Genomic DNA, 15493 nt, shown 5'->3' with positions numbered 1-15493 from the left:
CACGGTTTCAGGATCTCTTTCACTCCCCTTCCGGGGTGCTTTTCACCTTTCCCTCACGGTACTGGTTCACTATCGGTCACTAGGGAGTATTTAGCCTTGGGAGATGGTCCTCCCAGCTTCCGACCGGATTTCACGTGTCCGGCCGTACTCAGGATCCACTCAGGAGGGAACGAAGTTTCAACTACAGGGTTTTTACCTTCTATGACGGACCTTTCCAGATCGCTTCATCTACCCCGTTCCTTTGTAACTCCATGTTGAGTGTCCTACAACCCCAAGAGGCAAGCCTCTTGGTTTGGGCTATGTCCCGTTTCGCTCGCCGCTACTCAGGGAATCGCGTTTGCTTTCTCTTCCTCCGGGTACTTAGATGTTTCAGTTCCCCGGGTCTGCCTTCAATACCCTATGTATTCAGGTAAAGATACTGCTCCATTACGAGCAATGGGTTCCCCCATTCGGAAATCTCCGGATCAAAGCTTACTTACAGCTCCCCGAAGCATATCGGTGTTAGTCCCGTCCTTCATCGGCTCCTAGTGCCAAGGCATCCACCGTGCGCCCTTTCTAACTTAACCTAAAAGGTTATTTTCTTCTTAATTACTTAAGAGAGAAAAACTAATGTGGCGATTCTCGGTTTTACTTTGACTTCTTCTTACGATTATCTAGTTTTCAAGGAACAAAATGTAATGAGAGAAATTGCACTCTCAAAACTAAACAAACAAGTAACAGTCAACGGTTTATCAGTCTACAAGGACTGCATTATCCTTAGAAAGGAGGTGATCCAGCCGCACCTTCCGATACGGCTACCTTGTTACGACTTCACCCCAATCATCTGTCCCACCTTAGGCGGCTGGCTCCTTACGGTTACCCCACCGACTTCGGGTGTTACAAACTCTCGTGGTGTGACGGGCGGTGTGTACAAGGCCCGGGAACGTATTCACCGCGGCATGCTGATCCGCGATTACTAGCGATTCCGGCTTCATGTAGGCGAGTTGCAGCCTACAATCCGAACTGAGAATGGTTTTATGGGATTGGCTTAACCTCGCGGTTTTGCAGCCCTTTGTACCATCCATTGTAGCACGTGTGTAGCCCAGGTCATAAGGGGCATGATGATTTGACGTCATCCCCACCTTCCTCCGGTTTGTCACCGGCAGTCACCTTAGAGTGCCCAACTGAATGCTGGCAACTAAGATCAAGGGTTGCGCTCGTTGCGGGACTTAACCCAACATCTCACGACACGAGCTGACGACAACCATGCACCACCTGTCACTCTGTCCCCCGAAGGGGAACGTCCTATCTCTAGGAGTGTCAGAGGATGTCAAGACCTGGTAAGGTTCTTCGCGTTGCTTCGAATTAAACCACATGCTCCACCGCTTGTGCGGGCCCCCGTCAATTCCTTTGAGTTTCAGCCTTGCGGCCGTACTCCCCAGGCGGAGTGCTTAATGCGTTAGCTGCAGCACTAAAGGGCGGAAACCCTCTAACACTTAGCACTCATCGTTTACGGCGTGGACTACCAGGGTATCTAATCCTGTTTGCTCCCCACGCTTTCGCGCCTCAGCGTCAGTTACAGACCAGAAAGCCGCCTTCGCCACTGGTGTTCCTCCACATCTCTACGCATTTCACCGCTACACGTGGAATTCCGCTTTCCTCTTCTGTACTCAAGTCCCCCAGTTTCCAATGACCCTCCACGGTTGAGCCGTGGGCTTTCACATCAGACTTAAAGGACCGCCTGCGCGCGCTTTACGCCCAATAATTCCGGACAACGCTTGCCACCTACGTATTACCGCGGCTGCTGGCACGTAGTTAGCCGTGGCTTTCTGGTTAGGTACCGTCAAGGTACCGGCAGTTACTCCGATACTTGTTCTTCCCTAACAACAGAGCTTTACGACCCGAAGGCCTTCATCGCTCACGCGGCGTTGCTCCGTCAGACTTTCGTCCATTGCGGAAGATTCCCTACTGCTGCCTCCCGTAGGAGTCTGGGCCGTGTCTCAGTCCCAGTGTGGCCGATCACCCTCTCAGGTCGGCTACGCATCGTCGCCTTGGTGAGCCGTTACCTCACCAACTAGCTAATGCGCCGCGGGCCCATCTGTAAGTGTCAGCCGAAACCGACTTTCAGCTTTTCCTCATGAGAGGAAAAGGATTATCCGGTATTAGCTCCGGTTTCCCGAAGTTATCCCAGTCTTACAGGCAGGTTGCCCACGTGTTACTCACCCGTCCGCCGCTAATCAAAAGGTGCAAGCACCTTTTGATTCGCTCGACTTGCATGTATTAGGCACGCCGCCAGCGTTCGTCCTGAGCCAGGATCAAACTCTCCAAGAAAGTTGATATAGCTCATTTGTTACGTTGGCTAGTTTCTATAGAAGAAACTAATATTTTTTGTTGACGTTCTTGTTTGTTTAGTTTTCAAAGAGCAATTTAAATCACCAGTGAGTCTGTACTACTTAGTAGCTCAAAAGCGACCTCATTAATTTAACACAACCACCATCGTGATGTCAACAACTTTTTAAATTTAATTTTCGTTGCTTAACTCTCTCGAAGAGGACGAGATTTAATATAACATGTTATAAAAATGATTGCAATATAATTTTAAAAGTTTTTTTAAACAATCCTCTTTTATAAATCGACCCTAACACTATCAAGGGAATAAAGTATATTCAACTGTCAAAGGATAATTTAAGGATGAGCATAGAATCTACCTTTGCTTTATATGTAATTAAAGTAGTTTGCCTTAATTATTTATATAAGCAGAGTGTAAAAACTTATTAAATATACATAATCTCCGTTTGCATATATAGAAATTAGGAAAATTCTTTATTAACATAGAAGGGATTTCGTATGATAAAAGTGAATGTTTATTTAAGCATTACTATACTTACTATTATTGGACGTGAGACCCATGGAGAATATTGATTACGATATATTAATAAAGCTCGGCATTTCAGCTGTCTTGGGACTTATCATTGGACTAGAACGGGAATTAAAACGAAAACCTGTAGGACTAAAAACAAGTCTTGTTATTTCTGTAGTAAGTTGCCTGCTAACCATCGTCTCAATAGAATCAGCTTATATGTTTCCGGATTCTGATCATGTAAGAATTACGATGGATCCTCTTCGTCTTGCGGCACAAATTGTTTCTGGAATCGGTTTTCTAGGAGCAGGTGTAATCCTTAGAAGGGGAAATGATAGTATCTCCGGATTAACAACAGCCGCAATGATATGGGGAGCAGCCGGAATAGGAATTGCTGTTGGAGCCGGATTTTTTATTGAAGCGTTTGTTGGTGTTGCATTACTCATCATTAGTGTTGAATTAGTCCCGTACGTCATGAAATTTATTGGTCCAAAACAATTGAGAGAAAAGGAAATCAGTCTTCAATTATTTATCAGAGATAAAATCCAAATCGAAAATGCTATTTCATTCTTAATGGCGAGAAAATATATAATCCGACGGATACGTATAAAGGATTTAGACAATGGTGACCATCTCGTTCAGATATTAGTAGCAGTAGATTACCGTGAAAAAACAACAGATGTATATGATTCTGTTTCAAATCTAGACGGAGTGCAAAAGGTTGAAATAGAAAGTATGGGTCAATAAATTTTTAACAAAAAAATGAAAAATACTATTGCAAGAATGGTATGAGAAAGATATAATTTTTCTTGTACCACACGGGGGCTTAGCTCAGCTGGGAGAGCGCTTGCATGGCATGCAAGAGGTCGTCGGTTCGATCCCGATAGTCTCCATCTCAAAAACCTTTGCGCTGCAAAGGTTTTTTCTTTTTATCTTCAAACAATTCCACGCCTAATGTTAACCTCGAATAGTTTTTACTATCTACATAGTAACAAATATTTTTTCCAAAAAAATGAAATTTTCCCTATTGCTAAATGTATTACTCTGCTCCTATAATAATAAACGAAACAAAAAATTTAATATTTCGAAAAATCTGTTTTCTAAGGAGGGAACGAGTAAATAAAACTAGTTTGTAGTTATTTTTATCCTTATAAGTAATTTGTACATTTTCTACATTGAAAGGGGGAGCTTCCAATGGAGGCACGGAAAATTACAGCAAATTCTGAAAGCGATTACAGTGCTATCGTTCAATCATCTTCTTTCCAAAGATTACTCTCCGAAAAGAAAAAATTCATTATTCCTATCACGATCTTCTTCTTTTGTTTCTATTTTGCATTACCCATTTTAACCTCATACTCAACGGTATTAAATAACAAATTCATAGGCAGTATTTCCTGGGCATGGGTATTCGCATTTCTTCAGTTTGTTATGACATGGGGTTTATGTATGCTTTACTCCAAAAAGGCGGCCAAATTTGACGCGTTAGCTGAAAAAGTTGTCAAAGAAGGAGGTACAAATCAATGAATACTGCTGCTTTTACCATGTTTCTTGGTATCGTTTTCGTAACGTTGGTTATTACATATTACGCTTCGAAACGTACTAAGAATGCAAGTGAGTTTTACACTGCAGGAGGAGGACTTACTGGCTGGCAAAATGGATTGGCTATCGCAGGTGATTATATGTCTGCTGCCTCATTTCTTGGTATTGCTGGTGCAGTCGCACTTACAGGATTTGATGGATTCTTTTATAGTATCGGTTTCCTAGTGGCATATCTAGTTGTTCTGTATTTGGTGGCGGAACCTTTGCGTAATCTAGGAAAATATACATTTGCTGATATGATTGCAGCACGCTTTGAAGCCAAAAAGGTTCGTGGTTTTGCTGCTATGAACACCATAACCATTTCTATCTTTTATATGATCGCTCAGCTTGTTGGAGCAGGTGCACTTATTAAATTATTATTAGGATTGGAATATACTACATCTGTTTTAATTGTTGGGGTATTAATGACCGTATACGTTATTTTTGGCGGTATGCATGCAACAAGCTGGGTTCAAATCATTAAAGCTGTCCTTCTAATGGGAGGTACCTTCTTAATATCGATTGTTGTATTTGCTAAATTTAACTTTAGTATTACGGATATGTTCGACCAAATGAAAACAGCGACACCATTAAAGGAAGCGTTCTTAAATCCAGGTGTAAAATACAAGGATGGTATAGACACCCTTTCATTAAATTTAGGACTAGTATTAGGTACCGCTGGGCTGCCTCATATTCTGGTACGTTTCTTTACGGTTAAAGATGCAAAAACTGCTCGAAGTTCAGTTGTTTATGCAACGTGGATTATTGGGATATTTTATGTAATGACCATATTCCTTGGCTTTGGTGCTGCTGCTTTTGTTGGGACAACTGATATAGTAGCTGCAAATGCAGCAGGAAACATGGCAGCTCCACTTTTAGCACAGGCACTGGGTGGAAATATGCTATTCGCATTTATTTCTGCAGTGGCATTTGCTACCATTCTTGCAGTCGTTGCAGGGCTTGTTCTAACAGCAGCGTCAGCATTTGCACATGATTTCTACAACGAAATTCTAAAAAAAGGAAAGGCCACAGAAAAACAACAGGTAAGTATGGCACGTTGGGCTGCAATTGGTGTGTCTGTGCTATCCATTGTTTTAGCTTTAGGGGCTCAAACCCTTAATGTAGCCTTCCTTGTTTCACTAGCATTTGCTGTAGCAGCCAGTGCAAATTTACCGGTTATTATTTATACAATTTACTGGAAACGCTTTAATACTACCGGAGCCATTTGGGCAATGGTGGTGGGACTTATCTCAGCTATTGGACTTGTAATCATTAGCCCGAATGTTTTCAGTCCTGAAGTTGGAAAAGCCATCTTCGTTGGGAACCCACTTTTCCCATATACGACACCAGGTATTGTTTCAATCCCATTAGGATTTATTGCAGGGTACCTAGGAACGAAACTCTCCAGCCAGAAAGCTGACTTAAAGAAGTATGATGAAGTTTTGGTTAAATCCAACCTAGGAATTGGACAATAATTACGAAACAAGGGACTGAAAGTAGATTCAGTCCCTTGTCTATTTGCTCCGCCTACTCTTCGCTAATCCGGTAGTTGTGCTTTTCCTATCCCTTCTGCTGCCAGCCTGATTAGAGGTAGATTGCTTACCTTTACTTAATCCTGATTTTCCGCTATGTCTAGACGAAGCTTGAGGTTTATTATCCCGCCTATTCCCTCCAGCGCGTCTCTGTTTTTCATCCTTTTTACCTTGGTAAGTCTTTTGCTTAGATGGTTCTTGGTCATTTTTTTGATTACTTCCAGTGTTACCGATGTTTTGTTTTTGGATATTAATATTTAATTCTCTCTCAATTATATCCAGAGTAGGTCGATCATCTGAGGAGTATAAAGTAATAGCCATGCCCTTTGTGCCAGCTCTTCCTGTTCTTCCGATTCGATGGATAAAGCTCTCAGCATCCTGTGGGATGTCATAGTTAAAAACATGTGTTACACCTTCAACATCCAGCCCTCTGGCTGCAACATCTGTTGCTATCAATAATTGAATTTCCCCATCCCTGAAACGTTTCATCACTTGCTCTCTTTTGGCTTGCGATAAATCACCATGCAGTTCATCGCACAAAAATTTATGTGATTTTAACACTTCGTACAACTTCGAGACTCTGCGTTTTGTCCTGCAAAAGATGACAGCTAAATAGGGCCGATGTGTTTCCACCAATTGAATAAGTGTCGCTTGTTTCGCTCTATCAACCGTGTGAATGGCAATGAGTTTAACATTTTCTGCAGGTCCCTGCGTTTTTTCTACTTGGATATATTGTGGTTTATGCATATGCTTGTTAGCTAACGTTCTTATTTCTTCTGGCATGGTTGCAGAAAAAAGCATGGTCTGCCGTTTTTCTGGTGTTTCACTGATAATATCGACCACTTCATTTAAAAAACCAATGTGGAGCATTTGGTCTGCTTCATCAAGAACTAAAAAGGATACTTCCGATAAATCAACCGTTCCTCTGCCAATATGATCTAACAGCCTTCCAGGGGTACCAACTACAATCTGAACATTTTTCTTTAACTTCTTTAACTGTTTATCAACATCCTGCCCTCCATAGACAGCAAGTACATCGACTCCTGGAATATCATCTGTCAATTTTTGAAATTCATCCGTAATTTGTAAAGCCAATTCTCTAGTCGGTGTAACAATAAGAGCTTGTACATATGAAGCGTTCGGATTTATTTTTTCTAAAATTGGCAGTATGAACGCATACGTCTTTCCTGTTCCTGTTTGAGCTTGTGCGATCACATCTTTCCCATCCATCACGGTTGGTATGGTTTTTTCTTGGATTGGTGTGGGTTGAGCTACACCGTAGCTCCTTAATTTATTTACAGTTGATTCAGAAATACCTAATGATTTAAAATCTGGCAACAAAATCCCTACTTTCTCTATCACTAACAATATTTTGCCTTATTAATATTGAGTGTTTAACAACGAAAAGGCAAATATTCTTTTATAAACGAAAAAAGACCTTATTAAATGAAAGGTCTGTCAGCGCTTTTCTATATAGTAATAACTACTTTCACCAAAATCTTTCCGATCAAGCAATAGATGCGTTTCTAGGCTGCACCAGGAAGGCAGTTTATCTTTCAAACCTGGTTCAGTGGATATGATTTCGAGTATATGTCCCTTGTTCAACCGCTTCATAGTGAAGGATAGGTTAATTACGAGCTCTTCATATCCGGTTTTGCCTGCATCATAGATTATGTCCGGCACATATTGAAGTGACATCTATTCAGCTCCCGATCACAGTATTACTTTCATTATAAAAAAATGATATGATGAGGTAAATTCAATTTATCTATTCTATCAATGATTATAAATCGTTTTTGCAAATAGTAAAGGAGTAGAACCAATGGATTTACATCAATTGTATGTATTTACAAAAGTAGTTGAACATAAGAGCTTTTCAAAAGCCGCTGAAGATATATTTTTAAGTCAATCAACGGTTAGTTCGCATATTCAGGCATTAGAAAGAACACTAAATGTAAATCTCTTTGACCGAGTTGGCAGAGAAATTATTCTTACACCATCAGGTGAACGTTTGTATCAGTGGGCTTTAAAGCTTTTATTAATGAAGGATCAGGCGATGCTGGACTTAAAAGAGGGAGCAACAGAGCTAAGAGGTATGATTCGAATCGGTGCCAGTTCTGTACCCGGGCAATTTATGATTCCAAAAATGGTTAAACAATTTAGACAGAAATATCCAAAAGCAACATTTCATATAAACCAATCTTCCTCCAAAAACATAGCTGATAAGGTCCTAAACGGTTCAGTTGATTTCGGTATATTAGGTGAAAAATACGATAACGAAAAGTTATGCTATATTCCTTTATTGAAGGAACACCTAGTACTCATCACATCAAAACAATCTAACATAGTTGGACCTGTCAATATTCAAGACCTTTTAAGTTACCCATTCATTATGAGAAACTCTGACTCAGGAACCAACTCTCTGATTGAAAAGTTTCTGAAAAAAAATCAGATATCAAAGGAGAAAATGAATATTGTAGCCTATACTGAAAACGGACAAAGTCTGATTGAGTTTGTACTCCAGGATATCGGTATTGCCATTATTTCTAAGATGGCAGCTAACGAATATCTTGAAAGAAATTTATTAACGATTCATGAAATCAATGAATTTCATGATGAACGATATTTCTATCTTGTTTATAACAAAAACAAAACGCAGTCCATGTTATCCAAGCTATTTATTGAAGGGGCTAGGGAATGGATCAATTAGGAGGGCTGGATATATACCAGCCCATTTTTTACGGTTTCAGAATAACCTTAATACAATCTTCCGTCTTTGTATCAAACACTTCATATCCATGCTTGGCCTGCTCAAGTGGCAATACATGGGTAATGATGTCACTTATATCAATCTTTCGCTGATTAATCATATCATAGAGAAATGACATATAAGGAATGACTGGCGCCTGTCCCGTTTTGATATCAACGTTGCGCTGGAAGATGTCACCTAGTGGAAAAGCATTATATCTTCCCCCATAAACACCTGTTAGTTGGATGGTTCCACCTTTTCTCACTGCCTGACTGGCAATGACAATCGCTCCCATTGCACCGCCGTGAAGCTTCATTCCCGATGCTAAAAACTCCATCGGGGTCATTTTCCCATCCATTCCGACTGCATCGATTACAATGTCTGCTCCACCCTGAGTAATTTCCAACAGGTAGTTCCCTACATTTTCATGGTCTTCAAAATTTACAATTTCTACTTTGTTTGTCCGTTTTGCGTGCTGCAGGCGGTAGTTGATATAATCAACCGCTATGACCCTCTTCGCACCTTTTAACCAGGCAAACTTTTGTGCAAGTAATCCTACAGGACCGCACCCTAATACGATAACCGTATCATCAGGCTTTACCCCTGCATGGTCAACACTCCAATATGCCGTAGGCGCTGCATCAGCAAGCAGCACAAGTTTCTCGTCTTCCACTTCACAATTTTCCGGAATTTTAAATGGAGTGAAATTGCCAAAAGGAACCCTCATATATTCGGCTTGTCCGCCTGCATAGCCGCCAGTTGTTTCCGAATAACCGAAAAAACCACTTCCTTGACCATGAGGATTACCATTGTCACATTGACTGGTTAGGTCGTGGGTACAATACCAGCAGTGACCACAGCTGACGTTAAACGGGATGATGACTCGATCCCCTTTTTTTAACTTCGTGACTTCTGGACCCACTTCCTCGACAATTCCCATAGGCTCGTGACCGATTACAAAGTCTGTTGGCAAATTTGGAATCATCGCATGAATCAAATGTAAATCAGAACCACAAATGGCTGAGGAAGTAATTTTAACAATAATATCATCTGGATTTTTTATACTGGGGTCTTTTACTTCTCTCACTTCTACATTCTTAATTCCTTGATATGTAACAGCCTTCATCTTAATCCCCCTCCTTTTACTGGTTTGGTGTTGCAAACATCCCTTGGCGATCCGTATCGTTAGGGTAAAGGTTTAGTTTAGCAATCTGGACCGCAGTCTCTGCCGCCTTCATATCAACCGGATACTGTTCTTTAAAGTTATGTGGGTGCAGCCAGCCTTTCTTAATCATTAAATCAGCAATTTCTGTATGCAAATCGATGGCTGCCTCCATTTGCTTGTGAAAAATTCTTCTAAGTTCTGGGTTTGCAGTCTCTGTAATCGCAAAACCATAATTGCGAATTCCATTTTTTACTGTTAATAAAAAATCCATAGCAAAGGCCGAATCAGCCAAACTCGGCATACCCTCAGCGTTTCTTGGATCTAAAAAATCTTCCATACATTCCACCTCACTTATTTTAACAATTGACTTTCTTTATAAAAGCTTACGAGTTCATTAATATCTTTGATAGATTGCTGTACATCCTTTTCCATAAGTACTTTTAACTCATTATCAAAACAGATTCCCTGCATTAGTTTTGAACGAAGTAAACAAACTGTTTTAAAATTGAGGATTTCATGAGTTTCCATTGTTTCATGTAAGGCTAAGGTTTTGTTGACCATCACACTCACCTCCAAGTAATAGTTGTATTTTCTCCAATATGCTTTTCCATTTATGCAAAATGAATAAACCTCATTGGACTTAGAAAATATAAAGAGGATTAAGTTTGTACGTTTTGGAGGGAAAACAATGACAAAATATCTTGGTCTTCACGAGACGCTTGACCTTCATGAATTATTAACCTTTAAAAATCTTTGTTTAACAAAAGCAACTACAATGAGTGTCTTGGCTCAAGATCCAGAATTGAAGGCAATTCTTTCTGAAGATGCGGCAAGCGGGACACAGCATATACAGCAGCTCCAGAAGTTTTTAACAGATAGGAGTGAGTCAAAATGAATCAACTCATTCAAAGTTTAATGGGGATGGGCGGTATGACCGACCAGGTCATTGCAACAGATTTTCTGATTTCTGCAAAAGCAGGGGTAAGAAATTATGCTGTCGCGATTACTGAGGCAGGTACACCAGAGTTGAAGGCTACCTTGAGAGAACAATTAAATACCGCCATTGCCACTCACGAAAAAATAACGAATTATATGATTGCACGAGGTTTTTATCATCCACATGACTTGAGTCAACAGCTTGAAGTTGATTTGAATGTTTCTGATACAGCCCTAAAACTTGCCCAAAAATAGCGAAAAGGAGAACCACGGGGGTTCTCCTTTTATGTTTGCTTACTAAATTCTTTTAATTTCTTTTTATCAATTTTACCAACATGGGTTTTTGGAAGTTCTTCTAGTTGAATGAACTTCTTTGGAATTTTGTATCTTCCTAGTTTTTTTTCACAATAAACGATAAGTTCTTCTTCCTCAATCACGTGAGAATGTTTAGGGACGATAAATGCTGTAACAAGTTCCCCCCATTTTTCATCTGGCCGTCCAATCACTGCCACTTCATCAACCCAAGGGTGTGCAGCGATCCAATGTTCAATCTCTAGAGGGTAGACGTTTTCACCTCCTGTAATAATCATATCTTTCTTCCTGCCGACAATATAATGGAATCCTTCCTCATCCTTCTTGGCTAAGTCTCCAGTATGAATCCAGCCTTCCTTTTTCGTTTCTAGCGTCGCCAATTCGTTATTCCAATAATGCGAAAAAGAATGTTTCCCTTTAATTAAGAGTTCTCCAACTTCATTGACCTTTGCTTCCTGACCATTGTCCTTAACAAGTCTTACGGCATTAAATAACATTGGCTTTCCTACTGAACCCCGCTTCACTTGCGCGTCAGTATGATCTATAAAGAAGTTATTCGGTCCTGCCTCTGTTAAACCATAGCCCTCTTTAAAAGCCAATCCTTTTTTCTGAAAGGCTTCGTATACTTGTAATGGACAAGGTGCCGCTCCTGATAAGAATATTTTCATAGTGGGGAAATCACTTTTCCAAAACTCCTCTGTTTGAATGAGTAGGTGGTACATAGTCGGTACAAGGAGAATGATGGTGCAGTTATATTGTTGGATTGAGTGAACCACTTTTTGTCCCGTATATTGATATCCCAAAACGACGGTTCCGCCAATCATTAATATTGGCAGTGATAAGGCATTTAGTCCGCCTGTATGAAACATCGGCATATAGTTAATTGTTACGTCCTCTTGGGTTAAGTTCCAACTGAGAATGGTATTAATGGCATTCCATTGTATGGATTGGTGGCTTAATACAACTCCTTTTGGTTTGCCAGTCGTTCCTCCTGTATAGATCATTGCTAATGGATCAAGTTCGGAAATATTATCCAAAAATATGTGATCATAACTTTGGCTCACTATTCTCTCATACTCAACCCCCCCAATATAAAAAGAATGGGGTATAGCTGTTTCCAACGAAGTAAACATATTCTCAAACTTTTGATGAACTCCAAGCAAAACTGGGGTACAATCTAACAATATTTCATGTAATTCATGCACTGACAGACGCCAATTGAGCGGAACAAAAATTGCCCCAATTTTCCCACAGGCAAAGAGCAAATCAAAATAACTAATATCATTTGGCGACAATAGTGCTACCCGATCGCCTTTTTTCACACCTTTATTTTTCAACCAGCCAGCCACTGAGGTTGAACGATTATTTAATTCTCTATACGTCCATTTCATATTATTATCTTCAAGGATTACTGCAATCTTATTTGGGGATAATCTTGCTCTATTTTCCAGCCAATCGAGTTCCCACCTCACCGCACAATCGCTCCTTCACAACTAGATGACACCATTCTATTTAATTTCAGTTACAGGGTAGTTACAAATATTTTGGTACTGTGCAAGTATCAGAAAATATATCACACACTAATTAGGTATATCTACACGGATTCAATTTATATCTACATATTCTCGGAATATATCTACACATTTTTGAAATATATCTACACACTTCTAGTGAATATCTACAAAAATATTTTAAAAAGAGAAAAACGGCCGCTAAAGGCCGCTTCGCTACATCATTATTCCCCCATCTACATGAAGGACGGTTCCATTTACATAATTTGATTCATCAGAAGCTAAAAACAGGTAGGCGTTTGCAATATCTTCGGGCTTTCCAAGCCTTGCCAATGGTACCATCTGTTTCATTTGGTCTAATATTTTTTCGGGAACTTTCGCAGTCATTCCCGTTTCGATAAAACCGGGTGCCACGGCATTCACATTAATTCCTTTCCTCCCAAGCTCTTTTGCCCATGTTTTCGTCATACCAACCACGCCAGCTTTCGTTGCTGCATAATTCGTTTGACCGATATTCCCATACACTCCTGAAACAGAAGAAGTATTAATAATTCTTCCTTTTCCTATTTCAAGCATTGAAGGTAAAACCGCTTGCGTACAGTGAAATACTCCTGTTAGATTAACATCCAGAACTGCTTGAAAATCCTCGGCAGGTAATTTGGAAAGCATGCCGTCTTTTGTGATCCCCGCATTATTGATAAGGATACTAATATTTCCATATGTCTCGCGGACTTTTGCAACCATTTCATCCACACTTGTACGCTGTGCAACATTTACTTGGAAAAAGGTCACTTCATAGCCTTTTTTTCTTAATTCCTCCGCCCTTTTTTCACCTTGTTCTACATTAAAGTCTGCCATGGCAACCTTTGCACCTTCTTTAGCAAAGGTTTCAGCTGCAGTAAATCCAATACCGTTAGCTGCTCCCGTAATGATGGCCACTTTATCTTTTAATCTCATTTGAACACCTCAGTATTTAGGAAATTAGTAACCTCTTGTAATAATTGCGGTAAGTCGTCAACAAGAGGTGAATGACCACAATCCTTCAACTCAACGAATTTAGCTTTTGGTCCTAAATCCTCTACCAGTTCTCTTGTCATCTCTGCCGTAACAACAAAATCACGTTCTCCTCTTAAAACTAGAACAGGTACATTAATTTTATCCACAAGCCCATTTCCTTCTACAAGTCCATTATGATGATGACTGATATTAAATGTATTGTTTGAATGATGGACCTCTGCTAAGTTTCGCTGTGTTCTCATATCCTGAACATACTCATCATAAAGCGCTGGAGCCGGCTGATTGTGAGTATAGATGACAGCGTTCCAAATCAGTTTCAATAATTCAACATTATTTGTGTCGTAGGCTGCTTGCACAGGTATGGTCCGAATTAAATCACGTTTAATATCTTCATAAGATGAAAATCTTCGAGCCGTCCCGTTTTCACTTAGCTTTCCATCAAATGGATAGCCCCTAGTTGATTCTGAGGCAAGTAAAATCAGCTTATTGCAATACCCTGGGTAATCGGCAGCAAATTGCATGGCAACAGCACCGCCAGTGGACCAGCCAATAATCGCAAAATCCTTCAAGCCAATTTCATCCACAAAAAGCTTAACATCATCGGAGAAATCTTTAATCGATGTGATCAGTTTATTGTAGCTAGATAAACCAAACCCGCGTAAATCCAAGGCATATAACTTATATTCCTCAGACATATTATCTAGAACAAGATCCCAATGTTTGGAAGAAGTCATATTACCATGTATGAGTAATACCTTTTTTTCCCCACCTTCCCGTTCACGATAGGCAATTGTTTCCCCATTTGATAACTGTACTTCTTTTATTGTTACATTAGCCATTTAGCTCACCTTCCCCCATTTTATTGCCGCTGCTCCCCATGCATAGCCAATCCCAGCACTAACGAAAACGACTAGGTCACCCTCTTTTACCTTCCCTGCTTTTAGCCCAAGCTCTAATGATAAAATTTGATCGATTTGCCCGATATGTCCATAGTCCTCTAGATAGATTGATTGTTCCTGTGATAATCCTAATTCTTTTAATACATATTCATGTGCAGACTTTTTCATGTGGAGCATGGCAAGATAAGAGATATCTTCTTCTTTCAGACCACTTTTACTAACGGACTCCCTAATCACCTTAATAAAATTAACCATAGACTTTTGTTCCAAACGTTGCTTCATTCCTTCTGGGTCAAGAACGTCGAGTTTATTTAACCGCTGTTCAATAGCCGCTTTTGTTATAGGATGTTTTGTACCTCCAGAAACAACCACAACATCCTCTGAAAAAGAACCATCCGTAATGAGCTCCGTTTCTAACAAAACATTCTCGTTATGATTTTTTTTCAATAGAATGGCTCCACCGCCTGCACCTAAGTTAAACATAAAGCGAGTTCGCGGGTTCTGGTAGTCTATGAAATCAACATTTCGGTATCCGCCTGCCAGCAATACCGTTTTAATTAAAGAATCTGCCATCATCAAACTCTTCGCTACCTTAAGCGCCATTACCGTTGTTCCACATCGTAATGCCACATCAAACGCCCATGCATTTAATGCTCCAACAGCTTCCTGGAGTTTAATTCCAGCCGTCCAAAGTGGATACTCCTTATGCTCTTCACCAATATAAATGACAACATCAATTTCCAAGGGGTCGATACCTGCTCTTTCAATCGCCTGCTTAGCAGCATTAATCCCCATTTCACAAGTATGATCATTAGGGCCCGGTATATGTTTCTTCTTGATTCCCATCTTTTCTTCAACGATATGTGTGGGGATACCTGCCATTTCTGCTATCTCTTTACCAGTCATATATTCATCTGGAAGGTAAACACCCGTACTAACAATTCCTATCACCAAA

15 protein-coding genes, 1 tRNA gene and 2 rRNA genes (1 of these 18 cut by a window edge) are annotated in these 15493 nt (G+C 40.2%); 7 read left to right on the top strand and 11 right to left on the bottom strand.

Annotation, left to right across the window (positions count from 1 at the left end):
* Both QFZ31_RS26595 and QFZ31_RS26590 read right to left on the bottom strand, forming a co-directional pair.
* Positions 1–566: ribosomal RNA gene (locus QFZ31_RS26595) — 23S ribosomal RNA — on the bottom strand; it reaches 2371 nt to the left of the window's first position.
* A gap of 194 nt (positions 567–760) precedes the next feature.
* A 16S ribosomal RNA gene (locus tag QFZ31_RS26590) occupies positions 761–2310 on the bottom strand.
* Together the 16S and 23S rRNA genes form the textbook arrangement of a ribosomal RNA operon.
* Before the next feature lie 577 nt (positions 2311–2887).
* Here QFZ31_RS26590 and QFZ31_RS26585 point away from each other — a divergent pair.
* From QFZ31_RS26585 to QFZ31_RS26570, 4 genes are all read left to right on the top strand, one after another.
* Positions 2888–3586: an MgtC/SapB family protein gene (locus QFZ31_RS26585; protein WP_179595441.1), complete on the top strand. Its 699-nt coding sequence runs from the start codon at positions 2888–2890 to the stop codon at positions 3584–3586.
* A 73-nt stretch (positions 3587–3659) separates the two neighbouring features.
* Positions 3660–3732 (top strand) — tRNA-Ala (locus tag QFZ31_RS26580).
* A gap of 301 nt (positions 3733–4033) precedes the next feature.
* The gene (locus QFZ31_RS26575) at positions 4034–4363 is read left to right on the top strand and encodes a DUF485 domain-containing protein (RefSeq protein ID WP_307308931.1); all 330 of its coding nucleotides are present in this window, start codon (positions 4034–4036) and stop codon (positions 4361–4363) included.
* A complete protein-coding gene (locus QFZ31_RS26570; protein WP_307308928.1) occupies positions 4360–5892 on the top strand; it encodes a cation acetate symporter in 1533 nt (510 codons plus the stop codon). The genes QFZ31_RS26575 and QFZ31_RS26570 overlap by 4 nt, the downstream gene beginning before the upstream one ends.
* 39 nt (positions 5893–5931) lie before the next feature.
* Here the strand turns inward: QFZ31_RS26570 and QFZ31_RS26565 are convergent, their stop codons facing one another.
* Both QFZ31_RS26565 and QFZ31_RS26560 read right to left on the bottom strand, forming a co-directional pair.
* Positions 5932–7287, bottom strand: coding sequence for a DEAD/DEAH box helicase (locus QFZ31_RS26565; RefSeq protein ID WP_307308926.1), 1356 nt, complete (start codon positions 7285–7287; stop codon positions 5932–5934).
* 120 nt (positions 7288–7407) lie between these two features.
* On the bottom strand, positions 7408–7647 hold the full coding sequence (locus QFZ31_RS26560) for a sulfurtransferase TusA family protein (RefSeq protein ID WP_307308923.1): 240 nt from the start codon (positions 7645–7647) through the stop codon (positions 7408–7410).
* Positions 7648–7771: 124 nt separating this feature from the next.
* On the opposite strand from QFZ31_RS26560, the gene QFZ31_RS26555 reads away from it, so the two are divergent.
* Complete coding sequence (locus QFZ31_RS26555; RefSeq protein WP_307308918.1) at positions 7772–8659, top strand: selenium metabolism-associated LysR family transcriptional regulator; 888 nt, start codon at positions 7772–7774, stop codon at positions 8657–8659.
* A 28-nt stretch (positions 8660–8687) separates the two neighbouring features.
* Here QFZ31_RS26555 and QFZ31_RS26550 read toward each other — a convergent pair whose 3' ends face one another.
* Genes QFZ31_RS26550 through QFZ31_RS26540 form a run of 3 tightly spaced genes read right to left on the bottom strand, consistent with a single transcriptional unit; the run spans position 8688 to position 10424 of the window.
* Positions 8688–9824 (bottom strand): zinc-dependent alcohol dehydrogenase, encoded by a 1137-nt coding sequence (locus tag QFZ31_RS26550; RefSeq protein WP_307308915.1) that lies wholly within the window; start codon positions 9822–9824, stop codon positions 8688–8690.
* Between the two features lie 16 nt (positions 9825–9840).
* On the bottom strand, positions 9841–10200 hold the full coding sequence (locus QFZ31_RS26545; RefSeq protein ID WP_307308913.1) for a spore coat protein: 360 nt from the start codon (positions 10198–10200) through the stop codon (positions 9841–9843).
* A gap of 14 nt (positions 10201–10214) precedes the next feature.
* Complete coding sequence (locus QFZ31_RS26540; RefSeq protein ID WP_307308911.1) at positions 10215–10424, bottom strand: spore coat protein; 210 nt, start codon at positions 10422–10424, stop codon at positions 10215–10217.
* Positions 10425–10551: 127 nt separating this feature from the next.
* Here QFZ31_RS26540 and QFZ31_RS26535 point away from each other — a divergent pair, with 127 nt between their 5' ends.
* Both QFZ31_RS26535 and QFZ31_RS26530 read left to right on the top strand, forming a co-directional pair.
* Positions 10552–10758, top strand: a complete 207-nt coding sequence (locus QFZ31_RS26535; protein ID WP_307308908.1) for a hypothetical protein — start codon at positions 10552–10554, stop codon at positions 10756–10758.
* A complete protein-coding gene (locus tag QFZ31_RS26530; protein ID WP_307308905.1) occupies positions 10755–11054 on the top strand; it encodes a spore coat protein in 300 nt (99 codons plus the stop codon). Before QFZ31_RS26535 ends, QFZ31_RS26530 begins: the two co-directional genes overlap by 4 nt.
* Positions 11055–11083: 29 nt before the next feature.
* Here QFZ31_RS26530 and QFZ31_RS26525 read toward each other — a convergent pair whose 3' ends face one another.
* From QFZ31_RS26525 to QFZ31_RS26510, 4 genes are all read right to left on the bottom strand, one after another.
* Positions 11084–12583 carry an acyl-CoA synthetase gene (locus QFZ31_RS26525; protein WP_307308902.1) on the bottom strand — a complete coding sequence of 500 codons (1500 nt, stop codon included), beginning with the start codon at positions 12581–12583 and terminating at the stop codon, positions 11084–11086.
* A 255-nt stretch (positions 12584–12838) separates the two neighbouring features.
* Positions 12839–13579: a 3-oxoacyl-ACP reductase FabG gene (fabG, locus tag QFZ31_RS26520; RefSeq protein WP_307308900.1), complete on the bottom strand. Its 741-nt coding sequence runs from the start codon at positions 13577–13579 to the stop codon at positions 12839–12841.
* Entirely contained in the window at positions 13576–14478 is a 903-nt protein-coding gene (locus tag QFZ31_RS26515) for an alpha/beta fold hydrolase (RefSeq protein WP_307308897.1), read from the bottom strand. Before QFZ31_RS26515 ends, fabG begins: the two co-directional genes overlap by 4 nt.
* Positions 14479–15492, bottom strand: a complete 1014-nt coding sequence (locus QFZ31_RS26510) for a 3-oxoacyl-ACP synthase (RefSeq protein ID WP_307308894.1) — start codon at positions 15490–15492, stop codon at positions 14479–14481.
* Position 15493 lies beyond the last annotated feature (1 nt).

Source organism: Neobacillus niacini, assembly GCF_030817595.1.
Lineage (GTDB): Bacteria > Bacillota > Bacilli > Bacillales > Cytobacillaceae > Neobacillus > Neobacillus niacini_G.
The sequence above is the reverse complement of the archived record's forward strand: the minus strand, read 5'-3'. Positions and strand labels throughout refer to the sequence as shown.